We start from the raw sequence: 23,315 nt of genomic DNA on the forward strand, positions 1-23,315 counted from the left end.
TATCACCCTCCCCCGTTGTTTTTTCAACCTCCTTGAGCCTATTCGTCCCGTCTATAATCAACATGTAAGGTAAACATGTAGAGAGATAGAAGCCCCGCAAAAACGAAGTGAATGCCTACGAAGGGAAGTTTGGCTCAGGCAAGTCGGGCGAAGCCACGCAAAAACTTTTAGGAGGTCTCATGAATGAAGAAAAGTTACTTGGTCGTTGTTGCTCTGCTCCTTTCGATCACACTTGTGCTATCCGGCTGCGGATCGAGCAAGGAAGAGAAATCGGAGAACACGGGCGGGAATGTCGGCAGCAAGCCGGAAGCGGCAGTTAAGGACGTTAAGCTGTCTCTGCGCCATACGCAAATTAAAGAAACGAGCTAGGTGCGCCTGCAAATTTTTAAAGATGTCGTCGCCAAGGCCGAACAAGAAAATCCAGGCCTGAAATTCGAGCTGGAAGGCATTGACGAGGTGGTCAACCGCGATCAGAAGCTGAAGGCCGAGATGGCGGCAGGCAACCCGCCGGATATTTTCGAGGTGTTCGGTGGCGCCGACCTGAATCTATACGTCAAAGCAAGCCGCATGCTTGATCTGATGCCTATCATTGAAGAGCTCGGCCTCAAAGACAAGTTCGCCAGCCTGGTTGAATTCACGGTTGACGGCAAGGTGTACGGCCTGCCTTTTGGCTACAGCGAGGGTATATTTTACAACAAAAAATGTTCGAGGAATTTGGGCTTGCCATTCCCAAAACATGGGATGAGCTCATCTAAGTAGCTGATGCGACTAAAGCGAAGGGGAAGACGCCATAATGACCCTTGAGGGCGGCCATACCAATAGGCCGTCCCTCCGATGAGTAGAGACAATGTAAACCCAGTGACACCTTCAACGAGGCTCAATCGTTCTCCGACAGCTCGTCCAAGGTTTTACTGAAGCTTGGCGCCATATGGGTGAGGAACCAGTTGACCTCGGGGATGGCGAGCCGGGCCAGCGTCTCTTCGGTCTGTCCTTTGGCAACGGCGAACTCGCGATTGCCGGAAGACAGCTCCGACAAACATTTGATATAGGCATCGAGCAGGTCAGCCGCCTTAAGCATCTTCATCAACTCGTGATCATCGTCGCTGCCGGCCGGCTTGGCCGCGCATTGACTATCATGTTTCGGTTCATGCGCAGGCTGACCGTCTGCTGCCAAGGGTTTCTGGCTTCCTGTATGCTGACCGGCAGTCTGATCTTGGCGATTGTGGGGATTTGCCGCCGGGCCGAGCACTAGCGGCTCATAAGCCGGCAGCAGCGGCTCAGGCACCATGCCGAGCAGCCGCTCTGCGGCCATCGATTCGATTTCGCGGAAATTGGCGAGCATCTTCGGGTTATGATGCTTGACAGGAGTGGGGATATCCCCCGTAAACACTTCAGTTGCATCGTGGAATAACGCCATCGAAGCCGCACGGTCCGCATTAAGAGACCGACCGTAAACCCGGTTGCCGATTTCGCACAGCATATGGGCCAGCAGCGCCACATGGTAGGAGTGCTCGGCGACATTCTCGCGTGTCGTATTCCGCATCAGGCTCCAGCGCTCGATATAACGGAGCCGGTACATATAAGCGATAAAATGGCTGTCCAATTGAATCTGCTCCTTCATACTGGATTGAGAGGTTTATAGGATAGAAAGCAAGCGGGAAGAGCCGGAATCACCTGGGTAAATACCGCAACAGCGGCGGGTTCGCGGCTTTTAGTGACGTTACAAAGGTTATACCAAACCGTTGGTATGTGCTATTATATTATATAGTTAAACCAGAAATGCGACTAGAGAGAGGAGCCAGCTGGACCCATGCAGCAGTTTGAACAAAGCGTCTATAAGCTTATTGTCGAAACGTCCACGAATCTTCCGGGGGATGTACGCAAAACCATTCAAGCGGCCAAGGAGGCGGAGGACCGCGCAACTCGCGCCGGCCTGTCGCTGTCTACGATCGCAACAAACATTGAGATGGCGGAGAATAACGTCTCCCCGATCTGTCAAGATACCGGTATGCCGACCTTTATCGTCCATACGCCGGTTGGAGCCAACCAAATCATCATGAAACAGCAGATTCGCAGTGCGATCGCGCAGGCGACGAAGGACGGCAAGCTCCGGACCAACTCCGTAGACTCGCTGACGGGCGCGAATACCGGGGACAATCTCGGACCGGGAACGCCTGTCATTCATTTTGAACAATGGGAAAAAGATGAAATAGACGTTCGCCTTATTCTTAAAGGCGGCGGCTGTGAAAATAAAAATATACAATACAGCCTTCCGACAGAGCTTGAAGGTCTCGGCAAAGCGGGCCGCGATCTGGACGGAATCCGCAAATGCGTCATGCATGCCGTCTATCAGGCGCAAGGACAAGGCTGCAGTGCGGGATTCATCGGCGTAGGCATCGGCGGCGACCGCACGACTGGCTATGAGCTGGCCAAGCAGCAGCTGTTCCGTCACGTCGACGATGTGAATCCGATTCCGGAGCTTGCTCAGCTGGAGGATTATGTCCTCGACAATGCGAACAAGCTCGGGATCGGTACGATGGGCTTCGGCGGCCAAGTGACGCTGCTCGGCTGCAAAGTAGGGGTTATGAACCGTCTGCCAGCCAGTTACTTCGTATCCGTTGCTTACAACTGCTGGGCATATCGTCGTCAAGGCGTGCTGCTTAATGCGGAAACAGGCGAAATCAAGACGTGGATCTATCCGAATGGATCGGATACACCGATGAAATCCTCTGCGGCGGACGCTGCCGTTGATGCTGTTGAAGGACAAGAGGAACGCCGTGAAGTGGTGCTCCATACGCCGATTACAGAAGAACAGGTGCGCAGCTTGAAAGTTGGAGACATCGTCATTATTAACGGCGAGATGCACACGGGCCGCGATGCCCTGCATAAGCACTTGATGGATCATGATGCGCCTATCGATCTTAATGGAGCCGTCATCTACCATTGCGGACCGGTTATGCTTCAAGATGAGCAGGGATGGCATGTCAAGGCGGCTGGCCCGACCACAAGTATCCGTGAAGAGCCTTATCAAGGTGACATCATCAAAAAATTCGGCATCCGTGCCGTAATCGGCAAAGGCGGTATGGGCGCGAAGACACTTGCTGCGCTTCATGAGCATGGAGCGGTTTATTTGAACGCAATCGGCGGAGCCGCGCAATACTATGCGGAATGCTTCAAGAATGTGAATGGCGTCGACTTCATGGAATTCGGAATTCCCGAAGCGATGTGGCATTTGAAGACGGAAGGCTTCGCTGCGATCGTAACGATGGACGCGCATGGCAACAGTCTTCATGCAGAAGTCGAGCAGGACTCTTTCGCCAAGCTCACGCAGTTCAAGGAGCCCGTGTTTAAGTAGACCCTGGAAACGATATAGCCTCCGTTCCATCCTATGAACGATGAAGATGAAGTTAGAAAGCTGATCTAGCGAAGAAAAAGAGGGATGCGTTACGCGCGATTTCGGATTGGCCTTCAACAAAAGGTTTGAACAATGGATGTTTCTTATTATCCCTGGATCTCTTGTCCTGGGATTTCTTTTTTCAACGCATCTTTCCAGGTTTGTGCCGGCTGTCCCGTATCTATTCGCATACGTAACCCTGACGATGGCGATCGGCTGCGGATTGCGCCAGCTCGGCACGGTAATGCGCCGGCCGGGTGTGATGCTGTGGACGTTCATCCTTACCCATGTGCTGTCACCGCTCGTTGCCTATGGCTTGAGTGCCATGTTATTCGGCGCAGATTCTCCTTATGTGATCGGCTTCGTGTTGTTCACGATTATTCCGTTAGGGGTTTCGACCGTATTGTGGGTGGGCATGTCGGGCGGGAGCATACCGTTAATGCTGGCCATGGTTGTCATCGATTCTGCACTGAGCCCCTTCGTCGTACCGGCAGGGATTCATCTGCTGTTTCATACGGCTGTGGAGGCGAATACGATGCAGATGATGACTGATCTGCTCGTCATCATAGTGCTGCCCACGGCATTCGGGGTGCTGCTCTATGAGCTGTCCAAAGGGCGTATTCAGAAGGCGGTTCAACCGATCGCTGCTCCATTGTCCAAGCTCTGCTTCGTTGCGGTCGTTGCGCTGAATGCAGCAGCTATCGCACCGCAGGCTGCAGCCTTGAAAGGCGACTTGCTCCGCATTGTCCCGCTTGCGATCCTCATGGTAGGCCTTTGCTATGCGATCGGATTTCTTGGTGCGCTGCCTTATAAGAACCGGGAAATTCTAACGACGGTTTCATATGCTTCCGGAATGCGCAATATATCACTGGGCATTGTGCTTGCGTTAGGTTATTTCAGCCCGCTCGCCGCAGTCCCGGTCGTTCTGTCCATCCTTATCCAACAGCCGCTGGCCACGCTGCATCATTACGTTTTACACAAACTTAACAATCGAAAGGCTGGCGCGCACGGCTAGGGACAGGTACGATTAGGAACGAATGAAATGCTGGAGGACGAGGGACAATGAACAGTTTTCGGTTGCGACTGACGATTATTATGATTGCCATGGTCGGTTTGTCGGTGCTTGCCGCGGGTCTGCTGATGGGCAAGACCTTCAAGGATAATCACGTTGAAGCGCTTCAGGACAATATGGTGCGCGAGATGAACATAATTCTAAGGCAGATGGATTGGCGGCATGGCGATCCTGACAGCTTATTTTCTTATTATACGGAGCAGGCTCAGGAGCTGAAGAAAATTACGGATGCCAGGGTCACGTTCATCAGCGGAGACGGTATCGTTCTGGGCGATTCCGACCACGATCCGCGGACAATGGACAACCACTCGCAGCGGACCGAAGTGCAGGAAGCGAAGAAAAGCGGCGTAGGCCGGACGATTCGGCATAGTGATACGCTGGATCAGAATCTTCTCTATGTAGCCAAACGGGTTGATCTGGATAACCCGGATTCGGACATGATCCGGCTCGCGCTCAGCTTGAAAACCGTGGATCAGAGCATCGAGCATATCTGGACCGTTCTTATCATTGGCCTGATAATTCTATTTGTCGTAGCTGCATTGGTCAGTTATCGGATTGCTAGCGGTCTTACGCGCCCGCTTGAGAAAATAACCGAGGTAGCCAAACGGATTAAGAATATGGACTATCAGGCGCGTGTTACCGTCAAGAACAAGGATGAGATCGGGGAGCTCGGCCTCGCAATCAATGCGATGGCGGACAGCCTTCAAGTTCAAATGTCGCGTATTCACCAGAATGAGAATCATCTCGAGAGCGTCCTCGATAACATGATCGACGGCATCGTCATGATCGATCGCACCGGACGGATCGTCTTATTGAACCGGTTCGCCGAAGAGGTGCTCGGCATATCTGCTCGGGATCTGGTCGGCCGTCATTATGCGGAAGCGAAGCAGCAGTATGAGCTTGCTCAGATCATCCAAGACGGACTGGAGCGGAAGGAGCATCTCAGGGAAGAGATGACGTTCTACTTTCCGGAGGAACGTCTGCTTGATTTAAACCTTGTTCCTATATTTGAGAATGATGAGGAATTTAATGGAGTCCTGCTCGTTCTTCAGGATGTCTCGGCCATTCGCCGCTTAGAGCGGATGCGCAGTGAATTCGTAGCGAACGTTTCCCATGAGCTCAAGACGCCGCTGGCGGCGGTCAAAGGCTTCGCGGAAACCTTGCTGGGCGGTGCGGTCAACGATCCGGAGACGACGCGCTCCTTCTTGCAAATCATCTTCGACGAAAGCGATCGGCTTAACCGTCTGATCGGCGATATATTGGAGCTGTCGAAGATCGAAGCCCGCCGTATTCCGCTGCAATTCTCGCCCATCGAGCTGCCCAGCTTCATTGCGAAGATCGTGGAGCTCATGGGGGCGGAAGCGGCACGTAAGCATATCGTGCTGATCATGAACGTGGAGGAAGGTCTCTTTGTCGAAGCGGATGAAGACCGGCTGCGGCAGATCGTGATGAACCTGCTTGCCAATGGGATTAGTTACACATCCAATGGAGGGCGTGTCACGATCACGGTTGAACCCGTTCGAACCGGGCAATCGATGGATCAAGAGGATGCGGATTATGATCATATCCGGATCGGCATCTCAGACACCGGCATCGGGATCCCGAAGAAGGATTTGCCGCGGATTTTCGAACGATTCTATCGTGTGGATAAAGCGAGATCACGTGGATCAGGCGGAACCGGCCTGGGGTTATCGATTGTCAAGCATTTGGTGGAGCTGCATAAGGGTTCCATTACGGTTGAAAGTCAAGTCGGCGTCGGCTCAACTTTCATCATCGAGCTGCCCGTTCTGCAGGAGTAAGGCTCAGGGCGGGTAAGGTACAAAAAGGTTTACCCGCCCTGCATAAGAATGTTATGATTACTTTGTTAAAGCGAAGTAAAGTGTGTTTAAGGAACAAGCGAGGAAGCTGGGGGTTCTCATGTCACAAAGAGTGTTAGTCATAGAAGACGAACCGACGCTGGCGAGGCTGCTCTCCTACAACCTTACGCAGGAAGGGTACGATACGACGGTTATCGACCACGGCTCGGAAGGGTTGCAGGTGGCGCTGCAGCGGACATTTGATTTAATTATTTTGGACATTATGCTGCCGGGAATGAACGGGTTTGAAATATTGTCGCGGCTGCGTCAGAGCGGTAACCGTACGCCGGTAGTGGTACTAACCGCCCGCAACGCGGAAGAAGAAGTGGTACAGGGGTTACGGCGGGGGGCGGACGATTATATAACCAAGCCTTTCGGTGTCGCGGAGCTTCTGGCACGGGTGTCTGCTGTTCTTCGGCGGACCAATAACGAGGATGGCAAAGCGCCTGAATCGACGGAGAAGGTCATTACCGCCGGCGATCTGTCTATTTATCCGGAGAAGTACGAGGTTATTCTGAATGGCGAAACCGTTCCGCTGAGGCCGAAGGAATTCGAGGTGCTGCTGTATCTCGTCCAGCGGCCGGGAATGGTCATCACGCGGGATGATCTCATGAACGTGGTGTGGGGATTCGATTATATCGGCGGACAGCGAACGGTGGATGTCCACGTCTCCTCATTGCGCAAGAAGCTGGAGCTCGGCCAGCAGTCGGTTCAGATTGAATCGATCCGCGGAGTCGGTTATAAGCTCGTTATGCCAAAAAAGCTCGGAGCTCCGAAGTGATATCGGCGTACCGGGCTTTTTTCGTTATCTTGCGTATTATTGACGTCCCCACGCCAGCATTCGTTTTTGAAACTGCTTCGGGGAGCAATCATTGTATTTTTTGAACATTTTGTAGAAATGGGCCATATTGGGCATTCCGATGTGATCGCCTACGGCAGAAACACTCATATCTTTGGTGAGAAGTATACGCTCCGCCCACTTAATCTTTCGGTAATTGACATATTCGGTGAACGACAGTCCGATCGCCTTCTTGAAAAATTTTACGAAGTAGTAATAGCTCATATTGGCCATCTTGCATACTTCCTCGACCTGAATGCGGTCGGTCAGGTGATCCTCTACGTAGTCGAGAACGGCACGCAGCCGTGCACGATCGAAATCCTCGCCCTCCATAAGAACTTTCTTCGAGTCGCTGCGAATCATCAAGAGGAGCAGCTTCTTAATAATCATGCTCACGGCAAGCTCATAACCGACCTGCTTGAACGTCACTTCCTTGTGGATTGCCCTTATACAGTCAGCTGCTTCCAGTCTAGCGCTCTCATTCTCGCGAAAAATGTAGTTCGCTTGGCTGAGAGGGGATTTCTCTTCCGAGAAAAACCGCATGTAAGGCATCGTGCTATGATCGAAGAATTGCTCCAGATCGAACTGCAGCACAATATAATTCATCGGCATGCCCAGACTCCGGTCGCGATGGAGCTGCTTGGCGCCAATGATGGCGATATCGCCCGCGTTCAACCGATGTACTTCCTCCTCGATATACACGTCGAGCATACCTTCATTAACCAGCAGAAGCTCAAGCTCACGATGGTAGTGCCAATTGATGAAAAAATCATGATTGCGCTGCGATTGAAACACTTTGAGAGATAAAAGAGGGTTTTCGTAAGCGACCTTCTCGTTATAAACTTCCACGCTACCACCTCATCAACTTGACAAAATCACATAAAAGCTTCGCCATTCTGAACCTATTAATTTCTCTATAGGTTCGACTATACTTATTCTAGTGCATTGCGCACGGTGACACAATGTAATATTACGACGATTAACTGATTCGATATGGAGGTAGAAGGAAATTATGTCTAAAGTTCGTGTTGGTATCATCGGCTGTGGCGGCATCGCCAACGGCAAACATATGCCGAGCCTCTCCAAAGTGAAAGAAGCTGAAATGGTAGCGTTCTGCGATATCGTCGTTGAGCGTGCAGAAGAAGCGAAAGCGAAATACGGCAATTCCGATGCAAAAGTATATAGCGATTACAAAGAACTGCTTAAGGATTCGTCCATTGACGTGGTTCATGTTTGTACGCCGAACGACGCGCATGCGGTCATTTCGATCGACGCGATGGAAGCGGACAAGCATGTACTGTGCGAGAAGCCTATGGCTAAGACAGCCGAAGATGCTCGCCGCATGCTTGCGGTAGCTCAAAAAACAGGCAAGAAGCTAAGCATTGGGTACAACAACCGTTTCCGTCCGGACAGCCGCGTACTGAAGCAAGTATGTGAATCCGGTGAGCTGGGTGAAGTTTACTTCGCCAAAGCACATGCAATCCGCCGTCGTGCGGTTCCGACTTGGGGCGTGTTCTTGGACGAAGAGAAACAAGGCGGCGGTCCGCTTATCGATATCGGTACGCATGCGCTTGACCTCGTTCTGTGGATGATGGACAACTACAAGCCGAAGGTAGTTCTTGGCCGCGCTTACCACAAGCTGTCGCAAACCGAGAATGCTGCGAACGCTTGGGGTCCATGGGATCCGAAGGAATTCACGGTTGAAGATTCCGCATTTGCTATGATTACGATGGAGAACGGCGCATCAATCGTACTTGAATCCAGCTGGGCATTGAACTCGCTTGATATTGACGAAGCTAAGGTTACGCTTTGCGGAACGAAAGCCGGCGCAGACATGAAGAGCGGCCTGAGAATCAACGGCGAAGAAAACAGCCGTCTATATGTGAAGAACATCGAGCTGAACAGCGGCGGCGTTGCATTCTACGACGGCGCAAGCGAAGATCCGGCTGAGCTGGAAGCACGCGCGTGGATCGACTCGGTATTGAACGATAAAGAACTGATTGTGAAGCCAGAGCAAGCACTCGTTGTCTCCGAAATCCTAGAGGCAATCTACGAGTCTTCCCGTACAGGCAAAGCCGTCTACATGAACTAAATCGTAACACAAGGAAGGCGTCCCCGTGAATACGGGAGGCGCCTTCTTCGTGTTTGGCCGCTAAGCCTTATTCGTGATTTTGGAACCCAGCCTCACTTGAAGCTGGTGCGCCACTGGCGAGCTCGGCAAACGATTTGATTTTTTCATGGGGCTTTCGATTCTGCTTGCGGCTTTTCCATGCGCTTTGGCGCCGACCTTGGGATGATGTCATGGTATGAGCTCTCCTTTCGATCCTAACAGCTGCCGTGGCAGTGGAATGGAGGGAGCTGTTGCCCTCATCGTTAGAGTGGGCTCTTTCCGATTGAATCATACGAAGGCAGAGATGGTGGAATGTTTCCTTACGTTTTCTTAGGGCCTCGCGCGCCCCACCAGAATAAACCGCCCACCGCTGCAACTACGACAAGAAACGGAGCAACGAAAACGAGAAAGTCGTCCATTTATATACCTCCCTTATGGGTTTGGGAATACCGCTGATCTTCTTGATAATTAATGCTGCTTCTCGCGCTTGCCCTGCACATAATTGGCATCGAACAAAAACAGCCGCATGAGCAGGTACAGCGATGGAATGAGCAGCAGCAAACCGAGAATGAACACGGATATTAGCGCGATTGCCATCGGTTCACTGGTAAAGTTATCGTATATGGTCAAATACGGATACAGAACATAAGGCAGATGTCCGGCACCAAGCCGAAGAAGGCGAAGCCGAACTGCAGCATGACGAATAGGAACGAGAGACCGAGCCGTTTCTTACTCCAAACCAGATAGACCGCAATCAGGAAACAGATGAACGAAGCCACGAACATCCAGGCAAGGTTCAGCATTTGTTCAAAGTGCTCCGGATTATGATTACGGATGGCGAAGAAGACAAGCAGACTGCTCAGGATTGTGGGACCGCTCCACACAAGCGCATATTTGCGCACCACCTCGAAGGCGTTCCGATCCTTGGCCCGGTCCGCATAATACGCCAGGAACATGGCCGAGATATACAGAACACTGACGATCGCGAGCAGCACGACGGTCCATGAATAGGTGCTTGTGAACAGCTTGCTGAACAGGAAGGTAACTTTGCCGCCGCTGTCAACCTCAATGTAGCCGCCTTCCGAGATGGTCAGCACCGTCGAGAGGGACGCGGGTATGAGAAGACCGCTTGCGCCGTACAGGAACATGTAGATCGTCTTGCTTCGGGTGCCATAGCTGTTAAAGGCGTAGTAAGCTCCCCTGATGGCAAGCAGGATAATCGCGATGCTGCCTGGTACGAGCAGCGCAGTGCCGTAGTAATACGCGGTATCCGGGAAGAATCCGACGATGCCGACGAAGAAGAACACGAGAAATACGTTCGTTACCTCCCAGACGGGAGATAAATATCGCTCGATGATATTGTGAATGAGATGACGCTTGCCGGTTATCGAACTGTAGAAGCTGAAGAATCCGGCGCCAAAGTCAATGGACGCGACAATCAAATACCCGAAGAGGAAGACCCACAGGACCGTTATGCCCAGTACTTCGTAGCTCATTTATCTTCCCCTCCCAGGATCAGTCTATCCGCCATTTCATCCTCTGCTGAATTGCTCCGGAACATGCGGGTTAGAACACGTACGGCGGTAATCCCAAGAACGATGTACAAGAGAGTGAAGAGAATGAGCATCGAATCGACATGATTCGAAACGGTAGCCCCCTCGGATGTACGCATGATGCCCCGCAATATCCAGGGCTGACGTCCGACCTCAGCGAAGATCCATCCATGCTCAATCGTCAGCATAGCGAGCGGCGCAGCGACGATTATGGCGCGCAGGAGCCACTTTGACGTATAGGCTGCGGCTCGCTTGCGCCACAAGAACAGCATGAAGGCTGTTGCGATAATGGTCATCATCACGACGAAGGCCATCTTCGTATCGAACAGATAGTGAATCCACAGCGGCGGATGTTCATCAGCAGGAATATCGTTAAGCCCTATAACCTCCGCGTTCGGATTGCCGTGAGCCAAGATGCTGAGTGCAAACGGGATCTTCAAGCCGAATTTGATCTCATTGTCTTCGGTCAGAATACCGCCAAATACGAGCGGCGCCTGCGTTGTCGTTTCAAAGTGCCATTCTATTGCAGCCAGCTTCTCAGGCTGGTATTTGGCCAGATATTTACCGGACAAATCGCCGATGAGGGCGCTGGCGAGAATGAACACGAAGGCCGAAACCATCGTTAGCTTGAGCGCTTTTTTGTAATAAACGTGATTTCGTCCTTTAAGCAGAGACCAGGCAGAGATCGCGGCCAATACGAAAGCGCAGGTTAGATATGCGGTAATGAGTACATGCGTCACTTTCGTTGGCATAGCAGGGCTGAGCATAGCGGCGAAAGGAGCGATATCGACGATTTTGCCGTCCTGTACCGTAACCCCGGCAGGCGCATTCATGAACGCGTTAACCACGGTAATAAAGAAAGCGGAGGCTGACGAACCGATAACGACGGGCACGAGCAGCCAGAAGTGAACCATCCTGTTCTTAAACCGGTCCCACGTATATAAGTAAATGCCCAAGAAAATCGCTTCAAAGAAAAAGGCGAACGTCTCCATGAACAGCGGCAGCGCGATTGATTGTCCGGCAACGCGCATGAAGCTGGGCCAGAGCAGGCTGAGCTGCAGACCGATTGCCGTACCCGTCACGACCCCGACAGCGACCGTAATGACGAAGCCCCGCGCCCAGCGCCGGGCGAGCAGCAAGTAATGCGGATCATCCCGTTTGATTCCGATCCATTCGGCGAGTGCGATCATAAGCGGAACGCCAACCCCGATGGTTGCAAAAATAATGTGAAAGCCGAGCGTGACCGATGTAAGGATCCGACTATATAGTACCGGGTCATAACCACTAAGCAGCATACCAAATCCCCTCCTCATCAATGAGTTCTACTTCATGCACGACTTAGAATAAATATCGAGACAGGGAGAGAAGCATAATAACTGCAACACCGACGCATAAATAGATAAGGCGCTTTTCCTGCTTGTTTCCCCGGCTCTCGTTCGATTGGTCCATGGAATCAACCCCTCCTTCAAGGATTTGACAACGAATTGATTGATTACCCTTAGTATAACCACAAGCTGTGATTTATTTCACAAAGATTGTGACAATGGGTTGAATAATCAATGGCGAAGTAATGAACCGCAATTAAGAGCCCTTCGCCTTTCCGGATTTCCGGATGATTTTGTCTTCCCGGCGGATGTGCCGCTCTCGGCCCAATGCCGATGCGTTGGCAACTGCGTGGCTTACCCTGTTGCGCTATCGTGAGCAAATGCGATGTACCACCAGCTGATGTATGGCCATCTACGAGGAGTGAGCTAGATCAATGATCGGTCCGAACTGGTAATGATCTTTTGGAGGGCAATATAAAATAAAGAATCGCCATCTATGTTGGAAGGAGTAAGAAACGGAAACCAATCGATGGACAAATCGGCGCTGCAGCAGCGCTCTGTTCAATCGTTACTTCGAGACGAGGTTTAATTGAGCTGCTACGCTTTCTAGCTCAATCCTCTGCACAGGGATTAATCATCCTCCCCTGTGCAGAAGGGGAGGCATATTGGGAGGGGACTCTATGTCCAAGCAGCAAGATAAGAGCCAGTTGTATCGAAATCTGAAGAATCAGCCGCTCCTCCCGAATTGAACGCTTCGCACCGGAGCGGATCGCACGCTTGTCAGGCGAGATTTCTGCTTATTCACAGGCAATAGAGGGATTACTGAAACATCATTCCGAGGTCTTCGAGAAGCGGGATGGCTGCTGCCGTGTCTTTTCGGTTATGATGATTTGTTGTGGGGTCTTATTCTCTAAACCGAAAACCGTAAGGCCGCCTTTTCTCACTCCCGGTCGACGGCATGAGAAATCCCGTCGTCGTAGGCGTCGACGTACAGCTTGCCTGCCGAACTAATTGCGGCATAGTTTAACCGATCGATCGTATGCCCCTTCGACTGAATCTCCTTGAGTAGCCATTCCTTCCGGATGCCGTTTTTTCGGAGATTGTCTTCCATGAGCTGCCCGTCCATGATGAGCTCCACCGGGAACGATTGGTTCGCGACGGACGGCATATTCAAATCCTTATACACAACTGGCAAGTACTCCGGCTTACGAAGCACCGACAATTTTCCGTTTAATTCCAGAACTGCATATTGAACCTCCTCGATATTGAAAATGTTCTTTTCCCGCAGCTCCTGGTTCAGCATGTCGAGGTTGATCCTTAACTTTTTCATGTTATTCTCTAAGATTTTACCGTCTTCCATTAAGACGGTCGGCTCGCCCGAAAACCATCTGCGCATCGTTTTGCTCTTGAGCGTGAGCACCATCAGCGCAAAAGCGATGCCACTGAACGTTGCCAGCGCGACGATGAGTTGGATACCGCTCATTTTCAGATTGAAAGCCAGATTGGCCGTAATCGCGCCAAGCGTAATCGCGGCCACGAAATCGTGATAGGATAGCTGGGCGACGGTCGGCTTGCCGATGATTCGCGCGATCAGCATCATGATGGAGAAGGCCAGAAAAGAACGCCAAACGATTTCCCAAATGTGATCCACGGTTCGCCTCCGAATGTACAAGATCCTACTGGTTATAATTTACAAAACGACAAACCATTATGCATGCTGCCAACGATGTTCTCGAACCGTAAGAAAAACCCCGCAAAAAAAGACTGCCGATGCCGGCGTTCCCAGGCTGTCCGCGGTCCGTCAAACCTAACCAACAAACCAACGATAGGCCAAGTAACGAGTTCTTCCAGACAAACGAATTCATAACTAATTGTACATTCGTATTGGAACGGATCGTAAAACCACCGCTTGTTAGGATTACACTGATATACCATATTAACGCGGTAAATAGATGAAGGGTTATGACGAAGAACGTCACGGCTGCGCTATCCGGCATCGTGATCGGCTGGTTCGGGCGGTCTCGTACCGTCCGGCAGGACATCAATAGTGAGGCCCGGCAGCGACGCCGTGCTACGGAATGACGTGGACTATATCAAACGGGGCATTGACGACGTTCGGTTCGAGCAGCGAGAGCGGGGCCGGCGATTCGATGCCCTCTCTGAGCGCGTGACCCGCGTCGAAGAGTCGGCCAAGCAAGCACACAAGCGCCTTGACCGCCTAGATACTAATACAAAAACGGGAGAGTGATTCGAAATGGAATGGAACGCAATTATGGAACTGAGCCAAAAAAGAAGTATAGCCGAGATCGTTAACGGAAACAATGTCGCTAACCAATCATAACCGACTTCCATCCAAAAGGAGCGAACATCCCGAATGAGAATGCACACTTTATACTGGCCAGACCGGACTGCGCTCGGCGCCGATATCCCGTTTCGCAGCAATCGGCTGCTCCAAATTTCCGTCGTCGTCTTCTCGCTGTATTGGATATTCATGGGCATTTGGCCGGTGCAGCGTTCGCTTTGGCTCGTCGAAAACTTGCTGGTCGTAGCCTTGGCCGTCCTTCTCGTATGGACTTACCGCAAATTCCGATTTTCTAACCAGTCGTATTTGTTCATTTTGCTGTTCCTCGTCTTGCATACGTTCGCGACCCATTATTCGTACGCGACGACCCCGATCGACGAATGGTTGAAGACGACGTTTCATACGAAACGCAGCTATTATGACCGGTTCGTCCATTTCGCGTTCGGCTTGCTTTGGGTATATCCGTTCGGCGAGCTGTACGTCCGTCTAGCCGGGAGGCGCGGTGCCTGGCCTTTCGTCGTCCCGGCCGCGATCGTGATGGCGCTGAGCGCCCTTTTTGAAATTACCGAAGCTGCAGGGGCCATAATAGTGGGACAAGAACCAAAAGGCGGCGAATTCGTAGGGATGCAGGGCGACGTATTCGACACGCAAAAGGATATGTTCGCTGCTTTTATCGGGGCGCTGCTTGCGATCGCTTGGCTTTTCTTGCGGCAACGGAGAAAACGAGGAGAGCTCCGATCCGCAGCTTTCGCCGAGAGCGGCGAGGCACCGACAACCGGGAACGGCCGGGAATGAGGGTGCTACGACCCGGACCCGATTTAGGTAATCGTGTAAATACATAATCTGATAGCTCTAGGCCTTCGCCGTGTTCGTTATAGGTATCCCTCCATAGACTAATGTCGAATACCCTATAATTAAAATCACGAGGAGGACTCTTTTGACTCAGTTTATCAATTACGCGATGCCGATGTACTCCCAGGACCATGACACTTACTGTAGGCAAATGTATGAATGGCATATGAAAATGCACCATTATCAGGAACAACTGCGATCTTATCATTTGGAAAGGGCGAAATTTTTTCAAGGTTTGGCAGGTGAAAGGGAAAAAGAAAAATCCAATAACGATCCAGCCGCTTGAAATGGGGCCAACATGGAGCGATATACTGAATTGGAGCTATTCCGAATGAAGTTGTGGGAACGCTTCGTAACGCTTCGTACCGATTTTTCGGAAAGGGATGTTTCATTCGATTCGTTTTGGTACGATTTTTTGCTTAAATGCATGGTGTTCAATGAACCCCGGAAGGAAATTATTTATAATGAAATCTGTGCAGTTATGGAAAAGCACAGGTCGTCCTTCCGAAAGCAAACGAATTAAATTAGTAACGTTACGTCAAATTCCAATAGCTTCCCATCACGGGAAGCTTTATTTATTCCTCTTGAAATAGAGAGCTTAACGCACGAACTACTCAAGTAATCCAAGTTCCTCATATACCCTTGTTGAGACGACACCATTCTGATCCATGTGTTGATCACGTTGAAATTTTTTAAGAGCCGCGGTTGTATCCGAGCGAAACTTGCCGTTACAGACCCCATTGAAATACCCGGCGCTCTTCAGCCGAGATTGAATTAATTGCACATCCCCTCCGACGTCGCCTTCCGCTAGATCCCTTGAATTATGGTATAAATCACCCAAAACATGGCCGTAGATCGTGACTTTTGCGCCGAGTGGAATCAATTCGAATAATTCAATAACATCACTGTTACGCATACGGATGCATCCATGGCTCAGATGCTGTCCTATAGAATAGGGCTTGTTCGTACCATGGATACCATAATTCCCCCACGGCACGTTTAAGCCTAGCCAGCGCGGCCCAAAGGCAGTCCCCCAATTTTTCCCCTTATACATGACTTGGTATTCACCAGCCGGAGTCGGGGTAGATGGATTTCCAACGGCAATGGGATACTCTTTTATTTTTTGCCCTTGCATTCGAACGATCAAGCGATGCTGAATGGGGTAAACTTCAATGGATATAACCTCTTGTTCTGCGACAATCGGCAGGGAAGGATCGGCATATGCGGAAGCGGGATCAAATACCCTAAAAACGATCAAACTTAACAATAGCATAATGTAGATTTGGGGACGTAAGGTCCCCTTATTTCGCTTCATTATTCATCACCATTAGGTTTCGTATTTAATGTTCTCAAATCACTTTATTTTGTAACTCAAGGGAACATTTTATTCCCAAACGATCCATGCATGGGTTAATGAAGAAATTATTCAATCGAAAATTTGAAGCTCATATTTATTTTGTGGGAATGGTCATTTTTCGTTCAAGGCTGCCGCTGTTTCTTTTATTGGTTCAGTCTAAACCTTTGACCTGAGGATTTGCCGTGCGACAATAAAGAACTTTATTTACAAAGAATAAGGATTGGCATCATTTATTAAACAACTTTATTTTCACTATTATCGCAATAAAGTGGATGGGTGCGAACCAGAGTAAAGAACTTTAGTTTTCCGCGGTTTTTTCTCCCATAAAAAACGTTGAATTACTTAATATTCACTAAAGAACTTTATTTTACCTCACCATTAAGGTATATATATTGCATGATGAAAGTAGTAAGGAGAGTAAACGTGTGTTTGGGGAGAGGGACAATATTTTGGGATCTGTCCCTCTTACTTTTAATTCACATATTTTCCATGCTGTGGCTTAGCTATGCGGTCAAATTCATCAGCTAATTGCTTCAGGCTTTGCGATAATATTTCACCAGCAAAGGGGGCTCCATGCCCGGTAACAGCGATTGCAGGCTTCAATGCTTCTAATGTCTTAACAGACTCCGAGGCAGATTGCCAATCGGTTGTAAGATACCGCGGCGGTCCGTTGATTTCTGGTTTTTGGGTTAGAACCTGATAGAGATTTTCTTGTTTAACCCCCACGAACGCATCTCCTGCGATGAGCGACCGGTCACGTTCTCTGAATAAAGAGATATGACCGGGGGTATGTCCAGGCGTGTGAATCCAGCGCCATTCCGGCATTGCCGGTACCATGTTGTCCGAAGGAAGCTTGTTAACGTGATGACCAAGATTAATGGCCTCATTTGGAAATAACGGCGACATCTTGGCGATCAATCCGCCATCAACGGTTGGATCTGGGGCGGGATAATTTTTTATACCCGTTAAATAAGGTAATTCCGCTTCATGTGCATACACCGGTACATCCCAATGCTTGATTAATTCAACGATGGCTCCGACATGGTCAAAGTGCCCATGGGTGAGAATAATCGCCTTGGGTTTGCTATCGGGGCCAAACCGTTCTTCGGCGGCTGCAATAATGGTGTCTGCAGAGTTTGGCATACCTGCATCAACTAAAATCCATTCATCATCATCAGGTTGACCGATGAAGGTAATGTTAACAATTTGGATCGTTAAGCAATATAGGTCTGAAGCTGCTTCTTGCCCAACACCGCTGTTAATCGAAGTTATCGGCAGGTAATGATAATCCTCTCCATAAGACAACTCTTCATTCATACTCGTTTACCACCTTGCGAAGGCTGGTACTGAATGTATTCAGACCGGCTTATTTTTGTTTACTTCGGTTCTTGCGCTGTTATTCTGTCGTCAAAAACATATCGATGGAGAATCCACTCTGCCGCTCCGAGCAATAAGGAAATAAAGAAAATCTCCGAGAAGTCTAAACCCCAATTCATTACGTAGGAAGCAGTCCATAAAAACACAAATGCAAGAACAGCGTCAGAAAAAGTTGCTGCCAAATTGTTTGTAAATCTTAAAATGAGCTGATCCCCGACCAAATAGGCGATTATGGTAAGCAGTGTGGCCGTAATTACAGAGCTAACGAAAGAGGCATCAGAATAATACATGAACAACGAAACGACAATTACGCTATTGACTACCCATTTGAGAACAAACTTCATTTTATTTACCATCCTTTTTGGTTTTATGCTGCTCGAATAGGTTACCGTGCCACTATCACATATCCAAGTTTGAATGTCATAAGAGACACTCTTAAATAATATGGCTTAATTGCATTTCAATTTATTCAAGATTAATTTACAGGTTAATTAGGGGTTGAAGGTAACGATGACAGAGGAAGCGGAATTAAGGCACAGGGAGGGATGAATTCATTTTGCATTGACACTGCTGCGCTGAATAATTATCATCTTGCAGCAAAATATATATGTGTTCATCAGATGAAGGAGGCGTATCCTTGTATTTCTATAAAGAAGATTTAATTAACGTGATTGTACCGGATAAACCGGATCCGGCTGCTGCCAAAGTAATTCAAGAGATACTTGGCGGACACTATGGCGAAATGCGTACGATGATGCAATATTTTTTTCAGAGCAACAATTTTAGGGGAAAAGAGATTCAATATCGCGATCTCATCCGCGGGGTATTTCTCGAAGAGATCGCACATGTCGAGCTGGTTCAAAACACGATTAATCAACTGCTTACAGGCAGCGGGGAAGAGTCACCCGGGAATTCAGGTGTAGACGGTGCACCGTTAAACGAAGCTGTTAAACACGCGAATCCCCATCATTATATAGTTGGGGCGCAAAGTTCTTTACCCGTTGATGCAGGCGGTAATCCATGGTTAGGTAACTATGTCTATAGTCATGGGAATTTAATAAGTGATTTGCTCGATAATCTGTTGTTAGAATCGACGGGCGTTTTGCAAAAAACTCGCATTTATGAAATGAGCTCCAATAAAACGTTCCGCGAGACGTTAGCGTTCTTGATTGTTAGAGATAATGCCCATCAGAATGCATTTGCTAAAGCACTTTAAACTTTAGGGGTAAGTTGGGGTAATCTTTTCCCAGTACCCAATTACGATATCAACAAATATCCGGAATGCCGCAAATATGTTGACCTTGGTTTCCATAATGCCCAATTCAATTTTCGCTTGGATCAAACACGGATTGGTGAAATATTCAGCGGGCAATCGCCTAGCCGTAATGGAGGAGAACTACAAGTAACCCCTCCGCCACAAGGATACCCGCTGCCATACAATCCCGAGTTACCCAATGAACATAGCCCCGGCTTGTCCGACATGGGCAGATAGTTCAATGCAGCAATCGATCCAGCTGGATTTTACGAAAACGCAGCAGGCTTCACAGATGGTTAAGCATTTTAATGAGGTGATTCCAAATGAACACTGAGGATGCAATATGGGAATCGTTGAGGGATGTAATCGATCCGGAGCTAGGAGTTAATATCGTCGATCTAGGTCTTGTTTATGGCATTTCGATCGAGAAGGGAAAAGCCGATATAGAGATGACTCTAACCATTCCCGAATGTCCCTTGGCCGATCAAATTGTTAAAAACGTTAAAGAAGTTGCAGCTCAAGTCGCAGGTGTTAACGAGGTTGCTGTTACGCTCGTATGGGAACCGAAGTGGACGCCCGCTAAAATAAATGACCAAGCTAGAGATGAAATAAGGGCCCGTCAAAATATTTGATCCGCACCGCTTTTTATCATAGAGGGAAATGAAAATGGCTGTACAGGTTCGAATGCCTGTACAGCCATTAGCGGCTCTAACGTTTATTCCATTCTATCAGTTATGGCGTCAGTTCAGGAGCGCGGCGGTGCTGTGTGCCTTGCTCGAAGGAATAGGCCAGCTTGATTAAGGTTGGTTCACTGAATGGGCGTCCAATGAAGTCCATGCCAACAGGCATGTTGTCCGTCGTAAAGCCTGCCGGAACCGTTACAGTGGGATAACCGGTGAAAGAGCTGAGTTTAAACCCGTCACCGATCGTTTGATTGCCGCCGAGTTCTACAATCTGTTTGGCCGAGGTCGGGAAGATCAGGGCATCGAGATCATAGTCAGCCATCATCTTTAGTACTGCTTGCTGTGCCAGGCGAGTACGATAGAGCACAATATCCTTATACGTCTCGTCTTCCAGCGATTCTTTGGCATCCCGTTCTTTTAATTGCTCGGCAATTGAAGGGTCGAATAAGCCGGTTGCGATAATGTCCGACAATTTGCCGTACGGCCGGTCGTCTCCGAGTCCTGCCAGGTAGTCGTTGAATTGAAATTTGAATTCCCAAGCGCTCAAGCTGCCAAAGGTATTGATCTCCTTAAAGTTAGGGATTGCAATATTGTCGACGAGCGTTGCTCCGCCTTGCTTCAGCTCTTGAATGGCCTTCGTCATCACGGTATTGATTTCACTGTCTGTGCCGAATACTTCGCGTACAATGCCGATTCTGGCTCCTTGCAGGCCATTCGCGTCCAAATAATCCAGATAGGAATCAGGAACTCGGCCTACACTGCTGGCTGTCGTCACATCATTCGGGTCATAACCAACTGTTGCGTCGAGCACGGCTGCGGCGTCGGCAACCGTTCTGGCGATTGGGCCGCCCGTATCTTGCGTTAACGCAAGCGGCATTATGCCGTCCCGGCTCGACAATCCGATGGTAGGACGAATGCCGACCAGACTGTTGAACGAGGCGGGAACGCGAATTGAACCGCCGGTATCGGAGCCCATGCCAACAGCTGCGAAGCTTGCTGCGATCGAAGCGCCTGTACCACCGCTGGAACCGCCCGGCACTCTTGTCAGATTATACGGATTAAGCGTTTGTCCGCCGATCGAGCTTGAGGTCGTGTAACCGAATGCGAATTCATGCAGATTCGCTTTAGCCAAAATAATAGCGCCAGCTTCTCTGAGCTTCTCGACTTGATAAGCATCGTCATCCGGTATACTGTCCTTTAGCGCCAGGGACCCTCCAGTTGTCGGCATATCCGCGGTATCGAAATTATCCTTCAGGATGACAGGGATGCCATGCAGAGGACCTCGTGCTCCTAGCTTGCTGCGCTCCGCATCCAACTCCTTCGCAAGCGCGATAGCTTTGTCATTTACTTGAATAATAGAATTGAGCTTCGGTCCTTCATCGTCGTATTGATGGATGCGAGCGAGATACAGTCCCACAAGCTCTTCTGAGGTCAGCCTACCGGTTTCCATAGCGGTTTGGATGGAGGCGATCGAAGCTTCTACAGGATTGAAGGGTTGAAGATACTGATAGAGGCGGTAGGCGATCACGGCTGCATCCGCTTTGGTCAGCGTTTGCCCGTAACCATAGCTGCTGGCAGAGAAGCCTTTTATAAGGCCAGAGGTAGTGATAACTTCAATAGAGGGGAGATAGGCGCCCGATTTTACATCTTTGTAAGAGACCTTATGCGGATAAGGCACATCGATAATTTGGTCTAACAAGACGGCAGCTGCTTCGCGTTTAACGGCTGCTTCTCCCGATTTATTCATGATCGGCTGTTTGAAACCCGCGGCATCTGCAGCCGTATTCAGCAGCTTGACGAACTCGGTGGCTTGTATGGCACTTTGCTGAGTGGAGGAAGTGATAAAGTCTTGCGGCGTCCATTCCTGTGCGAGGAAGGAAGTTAACTCGGAGCTGTGACCCGCTGCGGCGCTTGCCGAAGGAAGGGGTGCTGCCAAGGGTGCCAGCAGAAGCAAGCCGGCCAGTACAAAGCTCATGGTGCGAATCATCGTTTTCCTCATCATTTCTACCACTCTCTTTCTCTGTTATGTAATATAAACTAACATAACATAGATTAATAGAGTTGAACAATGTGAAAAATAGATAGTTTTATTCTGATAATGGGAAATAAACAACATATTATGTAAGTTTAATGATATTCAAGTCATGTTAAGTGACATATAAACCGGTGGCCTCCTATCTTTTGAGCACATGCAGTTATAGCTAAGCGCATGCAGCTGCGAGCAGCCAGCGTAGAGGGAAGGTATTGGCCAATAAACAAAGATTGCCAACCTATCTGGCCAGAAAGGCCGGATTGTTGGCAATCTTTGTTTATTCTATTAGAGGGCGTGCGTGACGGTTAGTTTGTAATCTCCGCCGTAAAGTATTGCTGGAGCTCCGTCATTTTTCTCGTATCGTCGAGAGGCAGCTTATCTTTAAGATATTGGGTGACAACGAGCTCCCAATCGGGGACGATCTTCTGGGCGCGCATGGCGCGTACCGCCTGCTTGACCATCCGCCGCTCCTTCGCATTGGAGTACACATCCTTGAATTGCTGCGCGAGGTTGAAATCCAGCTGATCAAAAATGGCTTTGAACACGTCGGACGTCATTCGTGCATCATCAAGTGCCCGGTGCGCGGAACCCTCAGCGGTAATTTCGAGCGCGGCTAATGCGGCTTCAACGCTGACATCATTCGTAATTTTTTTGTAGCGCAGAAATCCCTTCAATAAGTCGAAATACGAGGCGGACATCCAGTATGCGTCATCCAACTGGTGCATCCTTGTATCATAAATGATCCGTTTGAGGTCCTCGCCTCCCCAAGTGACGAGCAGGAAGGATTCGCTTCGATCCAGCCAGGTGATGAAATCGCCGATCACCTTGCGGAATCCGGCGGCTTTATCGATGGATTCTTGGGGGATTCCCGTTTTTTTCTTAATAAAATCATTCAACTTGGCAAAGTAAACCGGCTTGATCAAGGCTGAAAATTCATCTGTCTGCTGCAAAGCGGCATTCAGCCTGACAGCCCCGATCTCAATCACTTCCATGGGTTTATCGCTGGCAAACTTGCGTCCGTTGAATTCAATATCCAGTATTATATAGTCCGTCATAAAAGCCTCCACTCGTACAATTACCTTTCATTGTAGTATAGCTTAAGCGGCATGTAAAATGTTCGCGCATTCACAAGTGCGGAAATCGTAAAAAACGGGATGAAAGCCGTTTCAAAAAACGTCGGATTTCAAAGACAATCGGCTATAGGGGCGCGCAAACGAGGTTATTTCGTTGAAATTGAGCTTCGGTCAGCCCCTACCCTCCTGTACCCTATGTTACAATGTTGCCAATGCGGAGATTGGTAATTTCAGGG

General features: G+C 49.5%; 22 protein-coding genes and 2 pseudogenes. 12 read left to right on the plus strand and 12 right to left on the minus strand.

Features of this window, described 5'->3' with window-relative positions; genetic code table 11:
• Nucleotides 1–183 precede the first annotated feature (183 nt).
• Nucleotides 184–369 carry a hypothetical protein gene (locus tag NNL21_RS13605; protein WP_256555212.1) on the plus strand — a complete coding sequence of 62 codons (186 nt, stop codon included), beginning with the start codon at nucleotides 184–186 and terminating at the stop codon, nucleotides 367–369.
• Nucleotides 370–759, plus strand: coding sequence for an ABC transporter substrate-binding protein (locus NNL21_RS13610; protein WP_256555213.1), 390 nt, complete (start codon nucleotides 370–372; stop codon nucleotides 757–759).
• A 118-nt stretch (nucleotides 760–877) separates the two neighbouring features.
• Here the strand turns inward: NNL21_RS13610 and yfbR are convergent, their stop codons facing one another.
• Nucleotides 878–1,603, minus strand: a complete 726-nt coding sequence (yfbR, locus tag NNL21_RS13615; protein ID WP_204819509.1) for a 5'-deoxynucleotidase — start codon at nucleotides 1,601–1,603, stop codon at nucleotides 878–880.
• 207 nt (nucleotides 1,604–1,810) lie between these two features.
• On the opposite strand from yfbR, the gene NNL21_RS13620 reads away from it, so the two are divergent.
• The 4 genes from NNL21_RS13620 to NNL21_RS13635 all read left to right on the plus strand — a co-directional run bounded on the left by NNL21_RS13620 (nucleotide 1,811) and on the right by NNL21_RS13635 (nucleotide 7,103).
• Entirely contained in the window at nucleotides 1,811–3,355 is a 1,545-nt protein-coding gene (locus tag NNL21_RS13620) for a fumarate hydratase (RefSeq protein WP_204819510.1), read from the plus strand.
• 136 nt (nucleotides 3,356–3,491) lie between these two features.
• On the plus strand, nucleotides 3,492–4,409 hold the full coding sequence (locus tag NNL21_RS13625) for a bile acid:sodium symporter family protein (protein WP_204819511.1): 918 nt from the start codon (nucleotides 3,492–3,494) through the stop codon (nucleotides 4,407–4,409).
• A 47-nt stretch (nucleotides 4,410–4,456) separates the two neighbouring features.
• The gene (gene pnpS / locus NNL21_RS13630) at nucleotides 4,457–6,265 is read left to right on the plus strand and encodes a two-component system histidine kinase PnpS (RefSeq protein WP_204819512.1); all 1,809 of its coding nucleotides are present in this window, start codon (nucleotides 4,457–4,459) and stop codon (nucleotides 6,263–6,265) included.
• Between the two features lie 118 nt (nucleotides 6,266–6,383).
• Complete coding sequence (locus NNL21_RS13635) at nucleotides 6,384–7,103, plus strand: response regulator transcription factor (protein ID WP_204819513.1); 720 nt, start codon at nucleotides 6,384–6,386, stop codon at nucleotides 7,101–7,103.
• Nucleotides 7,104–7,139: 36 nt separating this feature from the next.
• Here the strand turns inward: NNL21_RS13635 and NNL21_RS13640 are convergent, their stop codons facing one another.
• Nucleotides 7,140–8,009: an AraC family transcriptional regulator gene (locus NNL21_RS13640; RefSeq protein WP_204819514.1), complete on the minus strand. Its 870-nt coding sequence runs from the start codon at nucleotides 8,007–8,009 to the stop codon at nucleotides 7,140–7,142.
• Between the two features lie 163 nt (nucleotides 8,010–8,172).
• Here NNL21_RS13640 and NNL21_RS13645 point away from each other — a divergent pair, with 163 nt between their 5' ends.
• Nucleotides 8,173–9,252, plus strand: coding sequence for a Gfo/Idh/MocA family protein (locus tag NNL21_RS13645; RefSeq protein WP_204819515.1), 1,080 nt, complete (start codon nucleotides 8,173–8,175; stop codon nucleotides 9,250–9,252).
• Nucleotides 9,253–9,319: 67 nt separating this feature from the next.
• Here the strand turns inward: NNL21_RS13645 and NNL21_RS36770 are convergent, their stop codons facing one another.
• The 5 genes and pseudogenes from NNL21_RS36770 to NNL21_RS13670 form a co-directional block, all read right to left on the minus strand.
• Entirely contained in the window at nucleotides 9,320–9,562 is a 243-nt protein-coding gene (locus tag NNL21_RS36770; protein WP_373567557.1) for a DUF6254 family protein, read from the minus strand.
• A gap of 28 nt (nucleotides 9,563–9,590) precedes the next feature.
• Nucleotides 9,591–9,689: a cytochrome bd oxidase small subunit CydS family protein gene (gene cydS, locus NNL21_RS13655; protein ID WP_256555215.1), complete on the minus strand. Its 99-nt coding sequence runs from the start codon at nucleotides 9,687–9,689 to the stop codon at nucleotides 9,591–9,593.
• 49 nt (nucleotides 9,690–9,738) lie between these two features.
• Nucleotides 9,739–10,766, minus strand: a pseudogene (locus NNL21_RS13660) (cytochrome d ubiquinol oxidase subunit II).
• A complete protein-coding gene (locus NNL21_RS13665; protein ID WP_204819516.1) occupies nucleotides 10,763–12,118 on the minus strand; it encodes a cytochrome ubiquinol oxidase subunit I in 1,356 nt (451 codons plus the stop codon). Before NNL21_RS13665 ends, NNL21_RS13660 begins: the two are co-directional and overlap by 4 nt.
• A gap of 970 nt (nucleotides 12,119–13,088) precedes the next feature.
• A complete protein-coding gene (locus tag NNL21_RS13670) occupies nucleotides 13,089–13,799 on the minus strand; it encodes a DUF421 domain-containing protein (RefSeq protein WP_204819517.1) in 711 nt (236 codons plus the stop codon).
• A 417-nt stretch (nucleotides 13,800–14,216) separates the two neighbouring features.
• On the opposite strand from NNL21_RS13670, the gene NNL21_RS13675 reads away from it, so the two are divergent.
• The 3 genes from NNL21_RS13675 (at nucleotide 14,217) to NNL21_RS13685 (ending at nucleotide 15,588) form a co-directional block, all read left to right on the plus strand.
• A complete protein-coding gene (locus NNL21_RS13675; protein WP_256555216.1) occupies nucleotides 14,217–14,396 on the plus strand; it encodes a hypothetical protein in 180 nt (59 codons plus the stop codon).
• Between the two features lie 126 nt (nucleotides 14,397–14,522).
• The gene (locus NNL21_RS13680) at nucleotides 14,523–15,245 is read left to right on the plus strand and encodes a DUF2238 domain-containing protein (protein ID WP_204819518.1); all 723 of its coding nucleotides are present in this window, start codon (nucleotides 14,523–14,525) and stop codon (nucleotides 15,243–15,245) included.
• Between the two features lie 142 nt (nucleotides 15,246–15,387).
• On the plus strand, nucleotides 15,388–15,588 hold the full coding sequence (locus NNL21_RS13685; protein WP_204819657.1) for a hypothetical protein: 201 nt from the start codon (nucleotides 15,388–15,390) through the stop codon (nucleotides 15,586–15,588).
• Nucleotides 15,589–15,912: 324 nt separating this feature from the next.
• Here NNL21_RS13685 and NNL21_RS13690 read toward each other — a convergent pair whose 3' ends face one another.
• The 3 genes from NNL21_RS13690 to NNL21_RS13700 form a co-directional block, all read right to left on the minus strand.
• Entirely contained in the window at nucleotides 15,913–16,575 is a 663-nt protein-coding gene (locus tag NNL21_RS13690; protein WP_256555238.1) for a L,D-transpeptidase family protein, read from the minus strand.
• A 555-nt stretch (nucleotides 16,576–17,130) separates the two neighbouring features.
• Nucleotides 17,131–17,976 (minus strand): MBL fold metallo-hydrolase, encoded by an 846-nt coding sequence (locus NNL21_RS13695; protein ID WP_204819520.1) that lies wholly within the window; start codon nucleotides 17,974–17,976, stop codon nucleotides 17,131–17,133.
• A gap of 59 nt (nucleotides 17,977–18,035) precedes the next feature.
• Nucleotides 18,036–18,380 carry a DUF2512 family protein gene (locus tag NNL21_RS13700; protein WP_204819521.1) on the minus strand — a complete coding sequence of 115 codons (345 nt, stop codon included), beginning with the start codon at nucleotides 18,378–18,380 and terminating at the stop codon, nucleotides 18,036–18,038.
• Nucleotides 18,381–18,673: 293 nt separating this feature from the next.
• Between NNL21_RS13700 and NNL21_RS13705 the strand changes: the two are divergent.
• A pseudogene (locus NNL21_RS13705) lies at nucleotides 18,674–19,528 on the plus strand (manganese catalase family protein).
• A gap of 86 nt (nucleotides 19,529–19,614) precedes the next feature.
• Nucleotides 19,615–19,923 carry a metal-sulfur cluster assembly factor gene (locus tag NNL21_RS13710; protein ID WP_204819522.1) on the plus strand — a complete coding sequence of 103 codons (309 nt, stop codon included), beginning with the start codon at nucleotides 19,615–19,617 and terminating at the stop codon, nucleotides 19,921–19,923.
• Between the two features lie 100 nt (nucleotides 19,924–20,023).
• Here NNL21_RS13710 and NNL21_RS13715 read toward each other — a convergent pair whose 3' ends face one another.
• Together NNL21_RS13715 and NNL21_RS13720 are read right to left on the minus strand one after the other, a co-directional pair.
• Nucleotides 20,024–21,976: an amidase family protein gene (locus NNL21_RS13715; RefSeq protein WP_256555217.1), complete on the minus strand. Its 1,953-nt coding sequence runs from the start codon at nucleotides 21,974–21,976 to the stop codon at nucleotides 20,024–20,026.
• A gap of 335 nt (nucleotides 21,977–22,311) precedes the next feature.
• The gene (locus NNL21_RS13720) at nucleotides 22,312–23,061 is read right to left on the minus strand and encodes a 3'-5' exonuclease (RefSeq protein WP_204819523.1); all 750 of its coding nucleotides are present in this window, start codon (nucleotides 23,059–23,061) and stop codon (nucleotides 22,312–22,314) included.
• Nucleotides 23,062–23,315: the final 254 nt, after the last annotated feature.

It is taken from the genome of Paenibacillus mendelii (assembly GCF_024498075.1).
Lineage (GTDB): Bacteria > Bacillota > Bacilli > Paenibacillales > Paenibacillaceae > Paenibacillus_Z > Paenibacillus_Z mendelii.

Bases quoted from the DNA above. Each gene is read 5' to 3' on its own strand.
- pnpS (WP_204819512.1), top strand. From the start codon at position 4,457: ATGAACAGTTTTCGGTTGCGACTGACGATTATTATGATTGCCATGGTC.
- NNL21_RS13710 (WP_204819522.1), top strand. From the start codon at position 19,615: ATGAACACTGAGGATGCAATATGGGAATCGTTGAGGGATGTAATCGAT.
- NNL21_RS13695 (WP_204819520.1), bottom strand. From the start codon at position 17,976: ATGAATGAAGAGTTGTCTTATGGAGAGGATTATCATTACCTGCCGATA.
- NNL21_RS13720 (WP_204819523.1), bottom strand. From the start codon at position 23,061: ATGACGGACTATATAATACTGGATATTGAATTCAACGGACGCAAGTTT.
- NNL21_RS13625 (WP_204819511.1), top strand. From the start codon at position 3,492: ATGTTTCTTATTATCCCTGGATCTCTTGTCCTGGGATTTCTTTTTTCA.
- NNL21_RS13700 (WP_204819521.1), bottom strand. From the start codon at position 18,380: ATGAAGTTTGTTCTCAAATGGGTAGTCAATAGCGTAATTGTCGTTTCG.
- NNL21_RS13680 (WP_204819518.1), top strand. From the start codon at position 14,523: ATGAGAATGCACACTTTATACTGGCCAGACCGGACTGCGCTCGGCGCC.
- NNL21_RS13645 (WP_204819515.1), top strand. From the start codon at position 8,173: ATGTCTAAAGTTCGTGTTGGTATCATCGGCTGTGGCGGCATCGCCAAC.
- NNL21_RS13665 (WP_204819516.1), bottom strand. From the start codon at position 12,118: ATGCTGCTTAGTGGTTATGACCCGGTACTATATAGTCGGATCCTTACA.
- NNL21_RS13715 (WP_256555217.1), bottom strand. From the start codon at position 21,976: ATGATGAGGAAAACGATGATTCGCACCATGAGCTTTGTACTGGCCGGC.
- NNL21_RS13690 (WP_256555238.1), bottom strand. From the start codon at position 16,575: ATGCTATTGTTAAGTTTGATCGTTTTTAGGGTATTTGATCCCGCTTCC.
- NNL21_RS36770 (WP_373567557.1), bottom strand. From the start codon at position 9,562: ATGATTCAATCGGAAAGAGCCCACTCTAACGATGAGGGCAACAGCTCC.
- NNL21_RS13635 (WP_204819513.1), top strand. From the start codon at position 6,384: ATGTCACAAAGAGTGTTAGTCATAGAAGACGAACCGACGCTGGCGAGG.
- cydS (WP_256555215.1), bottom strand. From the start codon at position 9,689: ATGGACGACTTTCTCGTTTTCGTTGCTCCGTTTCTTGTCGTAGTTGCA.
- NNL21_RS13605 (WP_256555212.1), top strand. From the start codon at position 184: ATGAAGAAAAGTTACTTGGTCGTTGTTGCTCTGCTCCTTTCGATCACA.
- NNL21_RS13620 (WP_204819510.1), top strand. From the start codon at position 1,811: ATGCAGCAGTTTGAACAAAGCGTCTATAAGCTTATTGTCGAAACGTCC.